Consider the following 18,498-nt stretch of genomic DNA (forward strand, 5'->3'; position numbering starts at 1 on the left):
GTTTTCCGTTCTCCTGTCAGGCAAGCGGTGCAGCGGACAGCCATTTCGCTTTTATGGCGCGAAAAAAGCCCGTCTCCCCATCCAGGGGGCGGGCTTCGTTTCAGACGCCGGAAGAGGGCGGGGCAGCCTGCTTTGTCTGCGGGACTTACCTTTTGACTTGCCATGCACCTTCCTTGTTGGAGACAGCACTCCCCTTGTCAGCGCGCCTGCACTTTTTTCCGGTATTCGCTCGGCGACAGGCCGGTCTGCTTTTTAAAGACGCGGCTAAAATAGTTGGGATCGTTGTAGCCGACTGAAAAACAAATTTCTTTTAAGCTTTGGTCCGTCCCAGCCAGCGCTTCTTTCGCCCGTTCGATGCGCACGTTCGTCACGTAGTCGATAAAGGTGATGCCAAAGTGCTCTTTGAACAGTTTGCTGAAGTAGTACGGGCTCATCCCGGCTTGTTCCGCCACTTCTTCAAGCGTCAGCGGCTTGGCGTAGTGGCGGTCAATGTAGTCTTTCGCTTTGCCGAGTTTGCCGTAGGCTTGCTGCTGGCGCCAAACCTCGAGATCAGCGGCGATGCGGTCCAGTTCATCAAGCGCCGCCCGCTTCAATTCTGCCGCCGACCGGCAGGAAGCAAAGGAAGCGAGCCGCTCATAACGAATGCCCAGCTCCGATAGAAGACGCCCGAGCCACACAAAGGTCTCTTCCGCTTTGCGACCGGCGGCCGGCAGTGAATGAGAAGAGGCCAGTTCCTCTATATACGTCAGACAAATTATCCGGGCTTGCTCGATGTCGCCAAGGCGCAGCGCTTCAAACAGCTGTTTATCCCGTTCCGCTTCCCCGCCGGCGCGCGTCGCTTCCGCCGGCAGAAACCCCACTTGTGCTTTTTGCCGGTCGGCGTAATAATGAGCGGCCGACAGCGCCTCATAGTACGAGGAACGAAGTTGGTCAAGGCGGGAAAACGGGGAGCCGAGCCCGATATACAGCGCGGCGCCGTACCGGGCGGAAAACTGCCGCGCCAAATCGAGCGCCAATGCCTGGACGGTGGGCTTCCAAGCCGGCTCGCCATCGTTTGGGCTGCGGAAAAACAAGACCGGCAGGCGCCGGTTCGCCATCCGCCCTATCCAATAGCGCGTTGGCGCCTTCCCGCTAAGCTGCTTGTCCAGCCATGATTTCCATTCGTCAGCCACCCCTGCATCCGGGAACTGAATGACCATAAACATTCCCGAGGCGATCGAAAACGGCAGCAGTTCCTTCCACCGCTCCCACTCATCAGCCGATACGTCTTCTGTCATGAGGACAGACAGCCATTCGCTTTCCACAAGCGTCTGCAACCGGCGAATCTGCTCCTCGAGCTGGCGGCTGCTCTCCTCGTGTCGCCGCTTGGCCGCCACTTCTTGGCTGACCCGTTCCAAAGCCGAAATGACCTCCTCCTTCCGGCTCGGTTTCAATAAATATTCCTTGACGCCAAACCGCATCGCTTGTTTCGCATAGTCGAACAAATCAAACGCCGACACAATAATGAACTCAAGATCCAATCCGTCTTGGCGAATCGCTTCGATGGCTTGCAGCCCGTCAAGGCCGGGCATTTTGATGTCTATAAGCATCACATCCGGGCGATATTGCTTGGCAATGTCAATGGCCTCGCGCCCGTTGGCGCCCTCGGCGACCACCTCGATGTCCGGAAGGTGGTCGTGAATCATTTTGCAAAGCGCTCTTCGCTCCAACGCCTCATCATCGACGATCGCCACTTTCACCGTTCATCCCCCCTTGCCATCTTGGCAGCCATAACCGCACCGTCGTTCCGTTTCCTAGCGCAGACTCGATTTCAGCCACATCCATCACTCCGTAAAACAGCTGCAGCCGGCGAATGACATTGCGCAAGCCGATGCCGGTCGAATGGCCGCGCCCTTGCTCACGGCGCGCCGGCGGTTCTTCGCCGCGGATCAACGCCTCAAGCTCCGCTTTCACCTGCTCATCCATGCCAACGCCATTGTCGCGCACTTCCACAACGACCCGCCCATTGTCGGCGAAAACGGAAACGGACAGCTCGGCTCCCTGCTCGTACGTCTCAATGCCATGGATGAACGCATTTTCAATCAGCGGCTGCAACGTGAGCGGCGGAATCGGTTGATCGAGGCAAGATGGTTCCGCCTCTAACGAAAACTTGATCCGATCAAAAAACCGCGTCTGCTGGATGAAGAAATATTCACGGGCGATGCGCACCTCATCGGCAAGCGTCACCGTCCGCTGCAAGTCCCCTAAGTTGTAACGCAAAATCGCCGCCACCGCTTCAATCAGCCGCGACGTTTGCTGGGCGTCCTCCAAGTACGCCATCTTCGCAACCGTGTTCAGCGTATTGAATAAAAAATGCGGATTGATTTGGCTTTGCAAGCTTTTGAGTTCCAGCTCCTTCACCAGCCGGTCGAGCTCAGCCTTTTGTTTCATCTCCGCAATCAGCTGCTTTAAATTGCGGCGCATATCATTAAACGTGATCGTCAACAATCGCAGTTCGTCATTCGTCGTCGGCTCCACATCCGGCCCGTCCAGCCGCCCGTCAGCGATGGATCGGGCAGCGCGCGAGAGAAGAATGATCGGCTTCGTTACGTGGCCGGAAAAGAACACCGCCAGCAAGGCGCCAAGCAACAACGTCGTGACAAACAATCCCATTCCCATATAGCGGAAATAGCGGTTGCGCCGCTCCACTTCATCGTACCGCCGTTGGTAGGCCGTCAGCTCATCGTCAATCAAGTTTAACGTTTCCTCTTGCAAAAAGGACGCAATGTTCATCGTTTCATGCAAGTGGGACGAGTACAAGCCAATATTTCCAGCTTGAAAATGATAGACCGTCAGCGCCGCCTCCTCCAGCAAACTTTCAATCATATGTTCATAGTTTTCCGCCGCCAACCGGTCGGACAGCACTGGCAAGATGGCGCCGAGCTGCCGGCGGCGTTGCTGCAGCCAGCGGAACTCCCGCTCATAAGCGCGTGCATACCGTCCTTCTTTTTCCGAGACGTACGCATTGAGTTGTTCGGTCATCCGATTCGTCCGCTGCGACACCTCATTCAGCAACAGCAATCGGCGCATCCGTTGATCATAATCGCTCATCATCTCTTCGCTCGTCTGATACAAAAGAAACACCGCTCCGTTGAGCAAAAGCAAAAACACGGTAAAGCAAAGCAGCATCTTCGTCCGAATGTTCATCTCGATTCCACCCCGCTGTCACCGGCGCTTTGTTGCCTGCATCGCCCTGCCGCTTCAAGCCGAACGTGTTCGAACGTCAAGGACGGCCATCTCTCATGCTTTAGCGGTGTTCGCCAACCTTTCTCCGCTTTCAGCCCCCTCCCTACGGAGGCTTGGAAGGCGCCTTCATGGCGTGTTGACCTCATAATGGCGCGCCGGGCGCAGCGGCAAATCCTCTTTTCGGATCACTTTCGTCTCCGTATTCGTCACCGCCGGCACGTCTCTGCCGGCGACGATCTCGGCCATCATGTTGACCGCCTTGTATCCCATTTCATACGGCTCCTGCACCACGGTCGCCGCAATCGTTCCTTTCTGCAAATAGCGGATCGTCTCCGGAAGCGTATCAAAACCGATAATATACGTCTTTTGCTCGCGGTGAAACTGTTCCACCACTTGGGCAATACCGATCGCATCAAGCGCGCTTGTGCCGTAAAACGCATTCACATCCGGGTGCTTTTTCAAAATCGTATACGCCTTTTCCGCGGCTTGCACACGCGTAATGTGCGACTCTTCGATGGCGACGATGCGGATGCCTTTTTCCTGTCTCACCGCATCCTCAAATCCGCGCACTCGCAGCTGTTGGTGCGCCGCCGTCAAACTGCCGGTAATAATCGCGACCGTCGCCTTGCCCTTCGTATCCTCAGCCAACGCCCGTCCCGCGAGAAAACCGGCATAATAATTATCCGTTCCCACATAGGCGACACGTCGGCTCGTCGGGGCATCCGTATCGATCGTCACTACAGGAATATTCTTGTCCGTGATTTCGTTAATCACGGGGACAAATTCCGCTTCCGTCAACCCTTGTGTGATGATCCCATCGACTTTCGCCGCCGCAGCTTTTTTCAAAATGCGCAAATGCTCATCCATATTCGCCTGCCGCGGGCCGATATACTCAAGATCAACCCCCAGTTCTTTCGCCGCCGCTTTCGCTCCTTTTTCCACGAGCCGCCAGTAATCATTATCGAGTTCCTCTGGCACAAGCACGAAATGATAGGCCTCTTTTGTTTTTTCCGGAACCCGTTCCTTCTCTGATTTCGGATACGCATACACGTTCCAAGCGCAATAGGCGGTGAAGGAAGCGCTTGCAAAGAGCAGGGCGATGCCGCCCCCGTAAAACAGCCGTTTCCACCAATCGCGCATCTTGATCCCTCCTACCGCCATTGTACACGAATGCCGGGGCGCTAGCCTAGACAAAAGAAAATGGATGAATTGCATCTATATGAAATCCAAATAGGGGTCAGTCCGGCCGGCATCATTCGCCATGCGGCGATGGCCATGCCCATCATCAAGTGCAGAGCGAGCAAAAAAACACCGTTCCGAAACAAGCTCGCTGCATCGGAACGGGGTCTCTCCACTCGTTTATCCTTTCAACTTTTCCACTGCCTCAACCGACAGTCCAGTCAATTCACAAATCGTTGGCACATCATATCCTTTCCCTAGCATCCGTTTCGCGATGTCCATCTTGCCTTTTTCGATTCCTTTTTCGATTCCTTTTTCGATTCCTTTTTCGATTCCTTTTTCGATTCCCTTTTCCATCCCCCGTTGCTCATACGACACGATGAGATCCGTCACTTTTTTCGCTTCCTTCGTTCCCATTTGGTTCACCTCGTTTCGCAATTGGATTTCCTCTTGTTCGGACAGCGTCAAATACGTCTCGAAAAATCCAAACAACAGCCGCTGTTTCGCTTCATCAAGCTCCAAGCGGACGAGCATGCGCAAAAATTCTCTTTTCACTGCCACTCTCTCACTTTCATTATACCCCATTTTGCTTAACAAGGCGGCCGCGACCGGGTTGTCGCGGCGAATGTACTCACGCCATGGCTGTTTGCGCAGTTCAACAGTAAGAAAGCGGAAATCGACAACGGTTAGGAACGGAAACTTGATGGTGAACGAGGACGGTTCATCGCGGTGTTCGTCATAGCTGAAGATGGCAATGGGAAGAATGCGACGGCGGTATTTTTGAAACAAACGGCTGACATAAATGAACATGCGCTCGGGAAACGTCGGCTGCGTGTAACTTTGGTGTTCGATATGGACGATGATCAGCCCATCTCCCCCTTTCAATTTTGTTTCCACCAATAGATCCACACGGTGCTTTTCGCCGGCCGCCACATCCGTAAACACCTCTTCGGACAAAAAGGAGACGTGGCGGAAGTCGACTTGTTCATACACGTGCGGAAAAAACAAAAGCAAAAACTCTTCAAAAAACGTCGACAGCAACTCCTTAAACAACCGGTCGTGATCGATTCGCGTTTCGGACACGGTCTCCCTCCTTGTGATATTTGAACTTTCTTTATTTTCTTCGCCGCGCCTTGGGCAAAATCCTGCCGAAAAGGCTGGTGAAAAGCATTGATTTTGTCTAAAATAAGGGGAATGTGAATGGGAAGAAAGCCCTTGTGTTGTGCGGCTTTTCACGATGAAATGACAAAGCCGCCCCGGCGACAGGCGGCTTTGTCAATCGCTTTTCCAAACGATTTAGTTTCCAGCTACTGTTTTGGCCTGTTTAAAAAACTGCGGCAAGTATTCTTTATGCGCTTCCAACATTTCGTCCAAAATTTGTTTGGCGATGGTGTCAGACGGGACAAGCGGGTTGATCGTCATGGCGACCAACGCCGTTTGGTAGTCGCCGGTGACCGCAGCCTCGGCAGCGACGCGCTCGAACGACTTGATTTGCTGGACGAGCCCACGCACCGCGACCGGCAAATCGCCGACGGCGATCGGTTTCGGTCCATCTTTCGTGATGACGCAGTTTACCTCCACCGCCGATTCCGGAGGGATGCTCGCAATGGCGCCGTTGTTTCTCGTGTTGACCGGCTGAATGTCGCGCTTGTCGTTGTAAATGGAGCTGATCAAGCTGCACGCGGCGTCGCTGTAGTACGCCCCGCCGCGCTGCTCGAGCTGCGGCGGCTTGATGGCCAAGTTCGGGTCTTTGTACAGCTCAAACAGCTCTTTTTCGAGCTGCTGCACAACTTCGGCGCGCGTCCCTTTCGTTTTCGCCGCCTCGAGCTCTTCAGCCAGCATTTTGTCCGTTTGGAAGTAATATCGATGGTACGGGCACGGCAATACTTTCAACCCTTTCAAAAAGTCCGGCTCCCAGCCAAGGTCAACGATGTTTTTCATCGTCACACCGGAGCGGTCTGGATGGGCGACGAGGTCAATCACCTTTTCAGTCACTTCGACTCCGTCCAGATAGACGTGCAAGCCAAACACCATATGGTTCAAGCCGGCAAAATCAATGTGCACGCGGTCGGCATCAACGCCAAGCAGCTTGGCGACGCCCATGCGCATGCCGATCGGCACGTTGCACAAGCCGACCACTTTCTCCTGTTTCGTATAGCGCAAGACGGCTTCCGTCACCATCCCAGCCGGGTTCGTGAAGTTGATAAGCCATGCATCGGGGCAAAGCTCTTCCATATCGCGAATGATGTCCAAAATGACCGGGATCGTCCGCAATCCCTTAAACAATCCGCCCGGGCCGTTCGTCTCTTGGCCGATCACCCCGTATTTGAGCGGGATGCGCTCGTCTTTCGCCCGCGCCTCAAGACCCCCGACGCGAAACTGCGTCGTCACAAAATCCGCCCCGTCAAGCGCCCGACGGCGATCCAAAGTCAAATGAATCTCGATCGGCACGCCGGCTTTTTCGACCATCCGTTTGGCCAGTGCGCCAACGATTTCGAGTTTTTCTTTGCCTTCCGGAATATCGACAAGCCACAATTCCCCGACCGGCAATTCATGATAACGCTTGATCAACCCTTCGACCAATTCCGGCGTGTAGCTCGACCCGCCGCCAATCGTCGCAATTTTCAATCGTTTATCCATATTCCTCTTCCCCTTTCGCCCTGTTGGGCATGGTATAATCAATGTAGGAATCAACCAGTGGGCTTGAAAGCGCCATCCTTTCCCAGCTATCGCACGTTCCGTCCCATGAAAGCGAGGTGTCCCGATGTTCACTCCTGAACAAATCGCCCAGTTCTCCGAGCTCGACTACGCCATTTACGACTATGTGATGAAACATCCGCATGAAGTCGCGTACATGCGCATCCGCGAGCTCGCCGAAGCCGTCCATGTCTCGCCGCCGACCGTGCTCCGCTTTTGTAAAAAGGTCGGATGCGAAGGGTTCAGTGAATTTAAAACGAAATGGAAGCTGTATTTGCGCGAGACAAAGCGAACCGCGATCATCAGCAGTCAAGAGGCGCTTAAGGAATTTTTCGAACGGACGCTGACCGCCGATTACGAGCGGACCATTCTGGATGCGGCAGCCGCGATCGCCCGGGCGGATCACGTCATTTTCGTCGGATCGGGCAGCTCCGGTATTTTGGCCGAATACGGCTCGCGCTATTTTTCTGCCTTTCAAAAGTTTTCTGTCTACATCAAGGATCCGTTTTTTCCGATTTACGGCCATTATTTCCACAACTGCGCCGTCATCGCCTTGTCGGTGTCTGGAGAGACGTCCTATACGCTCGCCCAAGTGCACCGGTTCAAGGAAAACGGCAGCACGATCATCAGCATCACCAACCGGAAACATTGCACACTCGCGAACATCTCGGACTACAACTTGACGTACTACACCACACCGGAGCGGATCGGGCAGACCGATGTCACAACCCAGCTTCCGGTCGTCTACTTGCTCGAACGGTTAGCGAAAGAAATGTATCGACTGCTGGGACGGAAGACGGAAACGATCGGAAAGGACAGCAGCCCAACCGTTTGAGCCCAACTCTGCTGATTGCAGCAACGCCATCGCCTTGTTGTTGGCTCCATCTACTATTACTAAACCGCGCCGGATGGCAAAAGTAAAGGGCATGGCGCCTTGTTGTAACAAAAGGAAAACGAAAAACAACTGTTTCTATGTTGTAACACTATGTTACAAAGGCAAGAACGGGCTGTGCATATAAGTTTTAGAAGGAAGGGGGGAACTGGGGCGTCCCGTTTCCTAGCAACCCTTCTCAAATGAAGAAATCTTGAAACACCCGTTTCTCTTTTTCCATGATGGTCGATCCAAGGGAACCGGCTGTTTTTCACCAACCTTTTCGCGGACAATGCGTTTGTTTTTGTAAACTCAGCCTTGACACTGTGGTGTTGTTTGAGGCACGCTTAGCGGATTTCTCCTTTGCGCCGCCCGCCGATCAAAAGAAACATCCCCGCCAACAGGCAGGGATGCAGAGCGTCCGCTATGATCAAAAAATTTTCCCCGGATTGAGAATGCCGTTTGGGTCAAACAATTGTTTCAGCCGTTTCATCCACACGACGGCGTCTCCTTTCTCCTCACGCAAAAATGCCCGTTTGCCAAGTCCGATGCCGTGCTCTCCCGTGCATGTGCCGCCGCGCGATAAGGCATAGCGGACGATATGGGCGTGCACCTGCTCGATCCGCGCCATCTCCTCGGCGTCATTCGGATCAAAGGCAAGCACGGTATGATAGTTGCCATCGCCGACATGGCCGAAAATGGCGGCAGTCATCTTCTGCTCATCAACAAGCCGACGCGTATCGGCAATGGCGCCGGGCAGTTCGGACAGCGGCACGCACACGTCGGTGGAGAGCATCGCCTTGCCTGGATAGGCGGCTTGAATGGCAAACGCCGCATGGTGGCGCGCTTCCCACAGCTTCGCGCGGGCGAGCGAGTCGGTCTCGACCACAAACGAAACCGCCCCCTCCGCTTCGCACAATTCGTTGACAAGCTTTGTCCCTTCCTCGACGCTTGACGGGCTGCCGCTCAGTTCAATAAAGAGCGTCGGCTTCACCGGGTAATCGGTTTTTTTGTACGCATTGACCGCGGCGATCGTCGCCTCGTCCACCAGCTCGATTTTGCCGGGGCCGACGCCGGACCGCAAAATGGCAAACGCCGCTTGCGCCGCCGCCTCAAGCGATGGAAAACACACTTTGATCGCATTGGTCGCCTCTGGAATGCCATGCAGGCGGACGACGAGGCGGGTGAACACGCCAAGCGTCCCTTCCGATCCGACGAACAAGCCGGTCAAGTCATAGCCGGCCGACGATTTCACCGCCAAACTTCCCGTCTGAATGACTGAACCGTCCGCGAGCACCACCTCTAATCCGAGCACTTGATCGCGCATGACGCCGTATTTCACGCAGTTCGTGCCGCTCGCGTTCGTCGCCGCCATGCCACCGATCGTCGCGTCCGCCCCCGGATCGACCGGGAAAAACAACCCGTATCGCTTCAGCGCCTCATTCAGTTGCAGCCGCGTCACCCCGGGCTCGACGATCGCCAAAAAATCATCGGGACGAATGTCAATGATGTGGTTCATCAACGTCAAATCGAGGCTAATCCCGCCTTGGACCGGAATGACGTGCCCTTCCAAGCTCGTGCCGGCGCCAAACGGCGTAACAGGAATGCGGTGCTCGTTGGCAAACGCCATCACCCGGCTCACTTCCTCCGCCGTTTTCGGAAACACGACGACATCTGGCTTGTGCGGCGCATGGTAGGCGATGCCTTTGCTGTGGTGTTCGAGCACCGTTTCATTGATGCTCACCCGCTCGCGGTCGCCGATCAACGCAAGCAATGATTCATATAGATTCATCGTTCTCCCCCTTATCGCTGGGATGAAGCGGACGCACCATCCGCTCCGGCCTAGTATCGCAGCAGCGTTTCGATCCCTTCCACGATGCGTTCGGCGTTCGGCAGCCAATCATCCTCCACCGACGGCACCGGATACGGCGTGTCGTAGCCGGCGATACGCACGATTGGAGCTGATAGAGAAAACAGCGCCCGCTCGCTGATCAAGGCCGCCACTTCGGCGCCAAACCCGCCCGTTTTCACTGCTTCATGGACGATCATCACCCGCCCCGTTTTTTCCACCGAGGCGATGATCGCGTCGAGATCAAGCGGCTGCAGGCAGCGAAGGTCGATCACTTCCGCGCTGACCCCTTTCGCTTCCATCTCGGCGGCGACTTTGGCGGCAAGCGGCACGGTCGCCCCCCAAGCAATGATCGTCACATCGTCTCCTTCTTTCACAACCCGTGCTTGGCCGAGCGGAATCGTGTACGGCTCTTCGGGCACTTCCATGCGAAACGCCCGATACAGCTTCATCGGCTCCAGAAACAGAACCGGGTCTTCATCGCGAATGGCGGAAATGAGCAGCCCTTTCGCATCGTACGGATTGGACGGCATGACGACTTTTAAGCCCGGCGAATGGGTAAACAGCGCCTCCAACGCATCGGAGTGCAATTCCGGCGTCCGCACCCCGCCGCCGTACGGGCTGCGCACGACGATCGGGCACGAAAACCGTCCGGCCGAGCGGAAGCGGATGCGCGCCGCCTGGGCCGCCAGCTGGTCCATCGCCTGGTACACAAACCCGAGAAACTGAATTTCGGCAATCGGGCGCATGCCGTTGATCGCCAGTCCAATAGACGTGCCGATAATGCCCGATTCCGCAAGCGGCGTATCAAACACGCGCCCCTCGCCAAACTGCGCAAGCAGCCCGTCCGTCGCCCGGAAGACGCCGCCGTTTTCGCCGACATCTTCGCCCAGCACGATGATGCGCGGATCGCGCTCCATCTCTTGGCGCATCGCTTCATTGATCGCTTCAATCATCGTCAATTCCGCCATTTATCTCACCCCGCTCCGTTGTTTGCGCCGCATCACTTCGTCTTTTTGCTCGGCCAGCAATTTGGGCGCCTCGCTGTACACACAATCGAATGCATCGACAATCGAACCGGACTTGCTGGCGATGGCCGCCTCGTACGCCGCCGTCACTTCATCATTCACTTGGGCGACAAGCGCGTCTTCCTGCGCTTCCGTCCATAATCCGCGCCGTTCCAAAAGCAGGCGCAGACGGCGGAGCGGATCTTTCGCCCGCCATGTCTCGACTTCTTCCGGCCGGCGGTATTTCGTCGGGTCATCCGCCGTCGTGTGCGGCCCGAGCCGATAGGTGAGCGCCTCGATCAACATCGGCCCCTCGCCGCGGCGAGCGGCTTCGACGGCCTGCTTCATCGTTTCGTACACCGCTAGCACGTCATTGCCGTCAACGAGCACCCCTTTCATCCCGTACGCAAGCGCCTTTTGCGCGATCGTCCGGCTGGCCGTCTGCTTCCGGTACGGGACGCTGATGGCGTATTGGTTGTTTTGGCAGAAAAAGATGACCGGCACGTTGTACACCGCGGCAAAATTCATCGCTTCATGAAAATCGCCCTCTGACGTCGCCCCGTCGCCGAAATACGCCACCGATACGTGCGGTTCGCCCTTCAATTTCGACGCCCACGCGCAGCCGACCGCATGAAGCGTCTGAGCAGCGATGATGATTTGCGTCGGGAAAATGTTCACTCCCTCCGGCATCCGTTTCCCTGACAAGCGGCCCTGCACGTAATGGAAAAACTGCTCAAGCGGCATGCCATGCATCAAGCATACCGCCACTTCGCGGTAGCTCGGGAAAATCCAATCGTCTTTATGAAGCGCAAGGGCGCTGCCGATTTGCGCCGCCTCTTGGCCGCTGAACGGGGCGTAGGTCCCGATCCGCCCCTGCCGCTGCATGCGCAACAGCCGCTCATCAATGACACGCGCCCGCCGCATTTCCCGATAGGCGCGAAGCAGCCATTCATCGGAAAACGCCGCCAGCTGCCTCTCGTCGCCGTTTCCGTTTTCGTCCAAAATTTGCACGACCTCGACCGACAATTGGTCCGGATCAAACATGGGCTTCCCTCCCATTTGTATTTTCATAGGCGGCTCGTTCCTTTTCCCATCTCGCCCTTTTCCAACATGGGGCAAAGGCCCGCCCTTCACCGCGCATCCAAAAGCAGCACTTCCGGATGTTCCAAATAGTAGGCCACCGTCCGCATAAACCGCCCGGCCGGCTCGCCGTCAATGACGCGGTGGTCAAAGGTGAGCGACATTCCCATCATATCGCGGATGACAATTTCGTCGCCGACGACAACCGGGCGCCGTTTGATCGCATGCGCTCCGAAAATCGCCACTTCCGGATAGTTGATGATCGGCGTCGCAAACCACCCTCCGCCCGCGCCGGTGCTCGTGATCGTAAACGTGCTTCCTTGCAGCTCGTCAAGGCGAAGCGCCTGGCGGTGCGCTTTTTCCGACAGCTCGGCGATCTCAACGGCGAGCTCGCGGATCGATTTTTGATCGGCGTCGCGGATGACAGGGACGACAAGCCCCGCTTTCGTCGCCGTCGCGATGCCGATGTGATAGCGCTTTTTCAAGACGATTTCATTCGTCTCTTCATCGAGCGAAGCGTTAAACATCGGATATTGCTTCAGCGCCCTTGTCACCGCTTTAATAATAAACGGCAAATACGTCAGCTTGATCTGCTCCTTGGCCAGCTCGCTGGCCAGGTTTTTGCGGATCTCGACGAGCTTCGTCACGTCCACCTCGTCCATCCCGGTCACATGCGGCGCCGTGTACGCCGATTTCACCATTTTTTCGGCGATTTTTTTGCGCAAGCCGCGAAGCGGGATGCGCTCTTCTTCTGGAACCACAAGCTCCGTGCTGGCGATGGACGTCCATGCGGCTTTGTCCGCCTTTTGCTCTATCGCCGTGCCCCCAACTGGCAAAACCGCGGCCCCGCTCCTTTCACGTTGCTCTGCCACCGCCACGGCTGCTTCCCGCTCGCGGACATATCGCTCCAAGTCGGCGAGCGTCACCCGGCCGCCTTCGCCCGTTCCTTCCACTTCATCGATCGGAACGCCCAACTCCCGCGCCCGCTTGCGCACCGAGGGCGCGGCAATCGCCCGCTTGCGCCCCACCGTTGGGCGCGGGGCTTCTATATGAACAGCAGACGCAGGCTCCTGAGCCAAATGGTCAGTCGGCGCCGCTTCGGCCGCCACCGCCGCCTCGGTTTCCACGACAATCAACGGCTCTCCAACCTTCACCGTCGCCCCTTCCGGCCCGGCAAGCGCCACCACTTTGCCAGCGACCGGCGTCGTCATTTCCACCATCGCCTTATCCGTTTGAATTTCAGCGATCGGCTGATCGGCCTTGACCACATCCCCTTCGCGAATGAGCCAGCGGATGATTTCCGCTTCATGCAGCCCTTCGCCGATGTCAGGCAATTTAAATTCGTAGATCATGCCATATCCCCTTCCCCTTGTTCTCATGCTGTGATGGGAAACAAACACAATGGTGCAGCATCCATGGTGCGGCGATCATGAGGAAACATAGAAGTTAAGCGCTTACAAAAAACGTGGTGACCATTCGTTTTTTCTACCAAAATATCAAATGAATATTTTAAATTTTCCAACCTACAAGATTTATGATAGTCTATAGATTGTCAAACTGTCAATATAAGGAGAGCAGACATTTTTCGCCCGCTTCGACAATCAACGACAGCAACTTCCATTATCGCAACATAACATTTTCGATTTCATTTGTCCCCAAACACCGGGAACGGGTCCAAAACGGCGGGGAGGCTGTTTTTCCCAGTATGAGCCATACAGGCGCCAATCGGCGGCATTGGGTGAAAAAGAAGTTGGTTTTATAAGGTTTTTCTAATTGAAAAATAAAACTAGTTCAACGGCATCACCCGTTTATATAAGGAGGAATTGACATGCGCCTTGCCACGATTCACCATATCGCCATTATTTGCTCGGACTATGAGCGGTCGAAACGATTTTACACGGAAATTCTCGGATTTCGCCCCATCCGGGAGCAATACCGTGCTGAGCGCCGTTCGTACAAACTTGATTTGGAAGCTGATGGCGGCATTCAGCTTGAGCTATTTTCCTTTGAAAACCCGCCGAAGCGCCCAAGCTACCCGGAAGCGTGCGGACTGCGCCATCTTGCTTTGGCGGTGGACAACCTCGATGAAGCCATTGCCTACTTGCGCCAACACGGCATCGATCCCGAACCCGTCCGCGTTGATGAAGCGACCGGCAAACGATTCACCTTCTTCCAAGATCCGGACGGGCTGCCGATCGAGCTGTATGAAAACTAAAGAGAAAAGCACGCTTGCTCCATGACGATGACAAAACGAAGCCTCTCCGTTGATTTGTGGTACAATGGGGTCGATACAAATGAAGGAGGCCAAACAACATGATTCGATTCGCAACCATCGGCACAAACTGGATCACCGAAGCATTTCTTGACGCCGCGCGCCTCGTCGATTCCTTCGAACTCGCCGCCGTCTACTCGCGAACCGAGGAGACCGCAAAGCAGTTTGCCGACAAAGTCGGGGCGCCGCGGACGTTCACGGACTTGCAAAAGCTGGCCGAAAGCGACGGCATTGATGCCGTCTATATCGCCAGCCCGAACGCACTTCATGCCGAGCAGGCGATTTTGCTCATGAATCACGGCAAACACGTCTTGTGCGAAAAACCGCTCGCCTCCAATGCGAGAGAAGTCAAAGCGATGATCGAAGCGGCGGAGCGAAACGGCGTCGTGTTGATGGAAGCGATGAAAGCGACGCTGCTCCCCACATTCCAGTCCATCCGCGAGCACATCCATAAGCTCGGCCGCATCCGCCGTTATGTGGCGAACTATTGCCAATACTCGTCGCGCTATGACGCTTATAAACAAGGAACGGTGCTCAACGCCTTCAACCCCGCCCTCTCGAACGGGGCGCTGATGGACCTTGGCGTCTATTGCCTGTACCCGATGGTCGTTTTGTTCGGCCAGCCCCGCAGCGTGAAGGCGCAAAGCGTGAAGCTCGAATCAGGGGTGGACGGCGAAGGCTCGATCGTGCTTCATTACGGGGCGATGGACGCGGTCGTCTTTTATTCGAAAATCACGAACTCGCACTTGCCTTCGGAGATTCAAGGGGAAGACGGAAGCATGATCATCGACGCCATCCACACACCAGCCAAAGCGGAAATCCGCTACCGCGACGGACGCGTCGAGGACATCACCGCGCCGCAGGACAAGCCGCCGATGTATTATGAAGCACAAGAGTTTATCCGTTTGATCGAAAACGGAGAACACGAATCGGCCATCAACTCACACCGTCATTCGCTTTGGACGATGGAAATCATGGACGAAGCGCGAAGACAAACCGGCATCGTGTTCCCGGCCGACGAGCGATAATAAAAAGGTTCCAACCTAGTCTTCCTGGGGCTCGGTTGGAACTCTTTTTCTTTCTGTCTTATTGGATTTCCTTGGCTACCGATAAGCCATGGCTGTCACCTTCTGCTAAAATACGGGCCAAGCCATCCGCTTTCATGCGTCATGACAAACGTCCAGTTGAACTCACTGTCCACCACATATAGATCGATTTTGTCGTTTTCCGCTGCCAGATCGGCGGCTTTCAAGCCGGACGCATCCTCCACGGTGAACGCATCGTCGCCATGTTGAAAGAAAAGATAGCAGCACGTTTTCTCTTCTTGATCAAACGCCATTTCCGCTTCTTCTCCTGTGAAACAGCCTCTCATCCCATAGCTGAACACATGCCATAAGTAGCCGTTAACTCCATTCCGATTACGAAGGTGGATGTGTTGTTTTTCTTCCGCTGTCAAATGGCCGGCAAACACCTCTTCCCACTGTTGTCGCCATTGCGCTCCGAAACCGGACTGTTTGCGGATTTTGATGTTTCGGCGAGCTAACTGATGAAATAACTCCATTTGGTTTCTCCTCCAGTGACCTAATGTGGCACCGCCTTCATCGATGTGCTCATTTCGTCTGTCAAAACGTTCGATGGATCGACAAGATGGCTTCTCACCATCTTCGTCACGCCGAGCGGTTTTCGTCCGCCCAGCCAATTCCCCGTTTCCGGCCGCACTTCGACGAGCAGTTGCTGCGCACCCTATGCAAGATAGTTTCCCCGCTCTTTGCGCCTGCCTCGCTGCACCGCCCCTATTCCCCCGTCTCGGCAAACCGGCGGATGCGCGCGCCGATTTCATCGCGGACGCGGCGGAACACCGCGAGTTTCTCCTCTTCGGTCCCTTCCGCTTTCGCCGGGTCGTCAAAGCCCCAATGGACGCGCTTCACGTGCGGCGGGGTGACGGGGCAATGGTCGGCCGCATGGCCGCACAGCGTCACGACCAAATCAGCGCGGTTGAGGAGATCCGGGTCGATGACGTCAGACGTTTGGTTCGAAATGTCGATGCCGACTTCCTTCATCACTTTCACCGCATTCGGATTGAGGCCATGCGCTTCAATGCCGGCGCTGTGCACTTCCCATTCCTCACCAAGAAGTTGTTTCGCCCAGCCTTCCGCCATTTGACTGCGGCACGAGTTGCCGGTGCATAAAAAGTATATGACTTTTTTCTTCATCGCTGGTTCCCACCTTTACGTTGATGTTGGATTGCCCGAAGAAAAATACTTTCGCTGAAACGCCAATGCTACGTTGACAAGCGCCAGCATCACCGGCACTTCATGAGCGGACCGATAACTGCCGCAAACGCCGCGCCCGAATGAATGCCAAACACCCCAACGGCGACGGCAATGGCCAGCTCAAAGTTGTTGCTCCCCGCCGTAAACGCGAGCGTCGTCGATACCGGATAGCCAGCCCCCAATTTTTTCGCCAAAAAGAACGACACAAAAAACATAATGACAAAATATAGCAGCAACGGAATCGCAATGCGCACAACATCGAGCGGCAAGCTGACGATCATATCACCTTTGAGCGAAAACATCACCACGATCGTAGACAAAAGTGCAACAAGCGTCAGCGGGCTGATTTTCGGCACAAACACCGTGTCATACCATTGCCGTCCTTTCGCTTTGACAAGCACAAATCTTGTCGCCATGCCGACCAAAAACGGAACGCCTAAATACAAGAACACCGATTTCGCCACTTCCGCCATCGTGATCTCGACAACGGCTCCCTCAAGCCCGAACCATCCAGGAATGACCGTCACAAATACATACGCATACAGCGAGAAAAACAGCACTTGAAACAGGGAATTGAAGGCGACAAGTCCTGCTGCGTATTCCGTGTCGCCGCGCGCCAAGTCGTTCCAGACGATGACCATGGCGATGCAGCGGGCAAGCCCGATTAAAATCAAGCCGATCATATACTCCGGCTTGTCAGGCAAAAAGACGACCGCCAACAAAAACATGAGAATGGGGCCGATCACCCAGTTTTGCACGAGAGACAAAACGAGCACCTTCACATCTTTGAACACGCGCCCCATTTCCTCGTAGCGCACTTTCGCCAGCGGCGGATACATCATCAAAATCAAGCCGATCGCGATCGGAATCGAGGTTGTTCCGACTTGCAGGCGGTTCAACCCATCCACCAGCCCCGGAGCCCAAATCCCGATTCCAATCCCAGCCGCCATCGCTAAAAAAATCCATACCGTCAAAAAGCGGTCTAAAAACGACAACCGCTTCGGTTCACAACAATCCATCATCATTCACCCCGTTGTCCATCATCAGCACCCGCAGCGGGCCGCGGGATTCGCTGTCTCGATTTTGCGAATGTTTTCGTCTTGGTCCGGAACGTATGACAACACCGCTTGCAGCAGGGAGTAGTATTCGCTTTGCGGCCGGAGCGAATAATACACCCATTGCCCCCTCCGCTCCTCTTGGATCAGCCCGGCGTCTTTCAACTTGCGAAGATGCTGGCTGATCGCCGGCTGGCTTGACGAAAACACCTCCAGCAGCTCGCACACACAGCACTCCCGCTGATTCAAAATCGCCAAAATCGTCAGCCGCGTCGGATCGCCGAGCAGCTTCAACACCCGAGCGGCTGCTCCTATCTCCATTGCGAGTTGCGGCATATAACCTCCTCCATTCATCATCATATCATGATTTGCTTATATCAAAACGAACAACCATCATGAAACGGCCACGCCGACCAATGAAATGGTTTCCGTCAATCAGTATATAATTAAATAATTATATAAGTTAACCATGATGTATCGACAAAAGCAAGAAAAGCGAGCGTGCCGCATGTTTCCGCCGCACGCCCGCAAATGTTCCCCGCCCTCTGCCGCCAACACGCCTTAGTCCATCCGTTTTTTCGCCGCCGACAACAGATCGACCGCCTTCGTCCCGACCCCGACAAACGTCTCGAGAATCGCCTGCGCCCCGGCGATGGAAAAGACAAAAATCAACGGCATGGCGATCTTCGGGATGAATAAATACCCAAGCGCGAGAAACATCGCGCTCCACACCCCCGCGCACCAGTAACAGTTCAACAAATAGCCGAATTTCGATTTCGGCACTTTCTTGATTTCCGTACTCCCGTCTTCGTGTTGGATTTTCTCTTTTTTCATGAACGGATTGCGAATAAATTCCGTGATTTTATCAAAGACGATCAAGTGAGTGAACCGATAGCTGGCCAAAATGATCATGATGTACGTCATCCAGTCAAGTTCGCGAAGCATGGTGGGTTCCTTTCTTTTTCCATCTTTTTCTTTAGTATGAACCAA

The 18,498-nt window shown here is 55.0% G+C and carries 16 protein-coding genes and 1 pseudogene; 3 read left to right on the top strand and 14 right to left on the bottom strand.

Going from position 1 to position 18,498, the window contains the following annotated elements:
- Positions 1-197: 197 nt before the first annotated feature.
- From GHH_RS16285 to GHH_RS16305, 5 genes are all read right to left on the bottom strand, one after another.
- Complete coding sequence (locus GHH_RS16285) at positions 198-1,739, bottom strand: response regulator transcription factor (protein WP_015375927.1); 1,542 nt, start codon at positions 1,737-1,739, stop codon at positions 198-200.
- On the bottom strand, positions 1,717-3,186 hold the full coding sequence (locus tag GHH_RS16290; protein ID WP_015375928.1) for a sensor histidine kinase: 1,470 nt from the start codon (positions 3,184-3,186) through the stop codon (positions 1,717-1,719). The genes GHH_RS16285 and GHH_RS16290 overlap by 23 nt, the downstream gene beginning before the upstream one ends.
- Positions 3,187-3,351: 165 nt before the next feature.
- Positions 3,352-4,365, bottom strand: a complete 1,014-nt coding sequence (locus GHH_RS16295) for a sugar-binding protein (RefSeq protein ID WP_015375929.1) — start codon at positions 4,363-4,365, stop codon at positions 3,352-3,354.
- 219 nt (positions 4,366-4,584) lie between these two features.
- Positions 4,585-5,487 (bottom strand): Rpn family recombination-promoting nuclease/putative transposase, encoded by a 903-nt coding sequence (locus GHH_RS16300; RefSeq protein ID WP_015375930.1) that lies wholly within the window; start codon positions 5,485-5,487, stop codon positions 4,585-4,587.
- 213 nt (positions 5,488-5,700) lie between these two features.
- The gene (locus tag GHH_RS16305) at positions 5,701-7,044 is read right to left on the bottom strand and encodes a 6-phospho-beta-glucosidase (protein WP_015375931.1); all 1,344 of its coding nucleotides are present in this window, start codon (positions 7,042-7,044) and stop codon (positions 5,701-5,703) included.
- A gap of 124 nt (positions 7,045-7,168) precedes the next feature.
- On the opposite strand from GHH_RS16305, the gene GHH_RS16310 reads away from it, so the two are divergent.
- Positions 7,169-7,936, top strand: coding sequence for a MurR/RpiR family transcriptional regulator (locus GHH_RS16310; RefSeq protein ID WP_015375932.1), 768 nt, complete (start codon positions 7,169-7,171; stop codon positions 7,934-7,936).
- Positions 7,937-8,402: 466 nt separating this feature from the next.
- Here the strand turns inward: GHH_RS16310 and GHH_RS16315 are convergent, their stop codons facing one another.
- From GHH_RS16315 to GHH_RS16330, 4 genes are all read right to left on the bottom strand, one after another.
- A complete protein-coding gene (locus GHH_RS16315) occupies positions 8,403-9,764 on the bottom strand; it encodes an FAD-binding oxidoreductase (RefSeq protein ID WP_015375933.1) in 1,362 nt (453 codons plus the stop codon).
- A gap of 50 nt (positions 9,765-9,814) precedes the next feature.
- Positions 9,815-10,792, bottom strand: coding sequence for an alpha-ketoacid dehydrogenase subunit beta (locus GHH_RS16320; protein ID WP_041470605.1), 978 nt, complete (start codon positions 10,790-10,792; stop codon positions 9,815-9,817).
- Positions 10,793-11,872 (bottom strand): pyruvate dehydrogenase (acetyl-transferring) E1 component subunit alpha, encoded by a 1,080-nt coding sequence (gene pdhA, locus GHH_RS16325; RefSeq protein ID WP_015375935.1) that lies wholly within the window; start codon positions 11,870-11,872, stop codon positions 10,793-10,795.
- 86 nt (positions 11,873-11,958) lie between these two features.
- Entirely contained in the window at positions 11,959-13,260 is a 1,302-nt protein-coding gene (locus GHH_RS16330) for a dihydrolipoamide acetyltransferase family protein (RefSeq protein ID WP_015375936.1), read from the bottom strand.
- Between the two features lie 476 nt (positions 13,261-13,736).
- Between GHH_RS16330 and GHH_RS16335 the strand changes: the two genes are divergently transcribed.
- Positions 13,737-14,123, top strand: a complete 387-nt coding sequence (locus GHH_RS16335; RefSeq protein ID WP_015375937.1) for a VOC family protein — start codon at positions 13,737-13,739, stop codon at positions 14,121-14,123.
- A gap of 98 nt (positions 14,124-14,221) precedes the next feature.
- Positions 14,222-15,208, top strand: coding sequence for a Gfo/Idh/MocA family protein (locus GHH_RS16340; protein WP_015375938.1), 987 nt, complete (start codon positions 14,222-14,224; stop codon positions 15,206-15,208).
- Between the two features lie 95 nt (positions 15,209-15,303).
- Here the strand turns inward: GHH_RS16340 and GHH_RS16345 are convergent, their stop codons facing one another.
- The 5 genes and pseudogenes from GHH_RS16345 to GHH_RS16370 form a co-directional block, all read right to left on the bottom strand.
- Entirely contained in the window at positions 15,304-15,741 is a 438-nt protein-coding gene (locus tag GHH_RS16345) for a DUF4275 family protein (protein WP_015375939.1), read from the bottom strand.
- Between the two features lie 232 nt (positions 15,742-15,973).
- Positions 15,974-16,393: an arsenate reductase (thioredoxin) gene (gene arsC, locus GHH_RS16355; RefSeq protein WP_011232692.1), complete on the bottom strand. Its 420-nt coding sequence runs from the start codon at positions 16,391-16,393 to the stop codon at positions 15,974-15,976.
- A 15-nt stretch (positions 16,394-16,408) separates the two neighbouring features.
- Positions 16,409-17,472, bottom strand: a pseudogene (gene arsB, locus GHH_RS16360) (ACR3 family arsenite efflux transporter).
- A gap of 24 nt (positions 17,473-17,496) precedes the next feature.
- Positions 17,497-17,844 (bottom strand): metalloregulator ArsR/SmtB family transcription factor, encoded by a 348-nt coding sequence (locus GHH_RS16365; RefSeq protein ID WP_015375941.1) that lies wholly within the window; start codon positions 17,842-17,844, stop codon positions 17,497-17,499.
- A gap of 225 nt (positions 17,845-18,069) precedes the next feature.
- A complete protein-coding gene (locus tag GHH_RS16370; protein ID WP_015375942.1) occupies positions 18,070-18,453 on the bottom strand; it encodes a DUF1360 domain-containing protein in 384 nt (127 codons plus the stop codon).
- Between the last annotated feature and the right edge of the window lie 45 nt (positions 18,454-18,498).

This window comes from Geobacillus sp. GHH01 (assembly GCF_000336445.1).
Lineage (GTDB): Bacteria > Bacillota > Bacilli > Bacillales > Anoxybacillaceae > Geobacillus > Geobacillus zalihae.

Coding starts and splice junctions, on each gene's coding strand:
- GHH_RS16370 (WP_015375942.1), bottom strand. CDS start 18,453: ATGCTTCGCGAACTTGACTGGATGACGTACATCATGATCATTTTGGCC.
- GHH_RS16320 (WP_041470605.1), bottom strand. CDS start 10,792: ATGGCGGAATTGACGATGATTGAAGCGATCAATGAAGCGATGCGCCAA.
- GHH_RS16330 (WP_015375936.1), bottom strand. CDS start 13,260: ATGATCTACGAATTTAAATTGCCTGACATCGGCGAAGGGCTGCATGAA.
- GHH_RS16335 (WP_015375937.1), top strand. CDS start 13,737: ATGCGCCTTGCCACGATTCACCATATCGCCATTATTTGCTCGGACTAT.
- GHH_RS16365 (WP_015375941.1), bottom strand. CDS start 17,844: ATGCCGCAACTCGCAATGGAGATAGGAGCAGCCGCTCGGGTGTTGAAG.
- GHH_RS16305 (WP_015375931.1), bottom strand. CDS start 7,044: ATGGATAAACGATTGAAAATTGCGACGATTGGCGGCGGGTCGAGCTAC.
- GHH_RS16345 (WP_015375939.1), bottom strand. CDS start 15,741: ATGGAGTTATTTCATCAGTTAGCTCGCCGAAACATCAAAATCCGCAAA.
- GHH_RS16315 (WP_015375933.1), bottom strand. CDS start 9,764: ATGAATCTATATGAATCATTGCTTGCGTTGATCGGCGACCGCGAGCGG.
- GHH_RS16340 (WP_015375938.1), top strand. CDS start 14,222: ATGATTCGATTCGCAACCATCGGCACAAACTGGATCACCGAAGCATTT.
- GHH_RS16295 (WP_015375929.1), bottom strand. CDS start 4,365: ATGCGCGATTGGTGGAAACGGCTGTTTTACGGGGGCGGCATCGCCCTG.
- arsC (WP_011232692.1), bottom strand. CDS start 16,393: ATGAAGAAAAAAGTCATATACTTTTTATGCACCGGCAACTCGTGCCGC.
- GHH_RS16290 (WP_015375928.1), bottom strand. CDS start 3,186: ATGAACATTCGGACGAAGATGCTGCTTTGCTTTACCGTGTTTTTGCTT.
- pdhA (WP_015375935.1), bottom strand. CDS start 11,872: ATGTTTGATCCGGACCAATTGTCGGTCGAGGTCGTGCAAATTTTGGAC.
- GHH_RS16310 (WP_015375932.1), top strand. CDS start 7,169: ATGTTCACTCCTGAACAAATCGCCCAGTTCTCCGAGCTCGACTACGCC.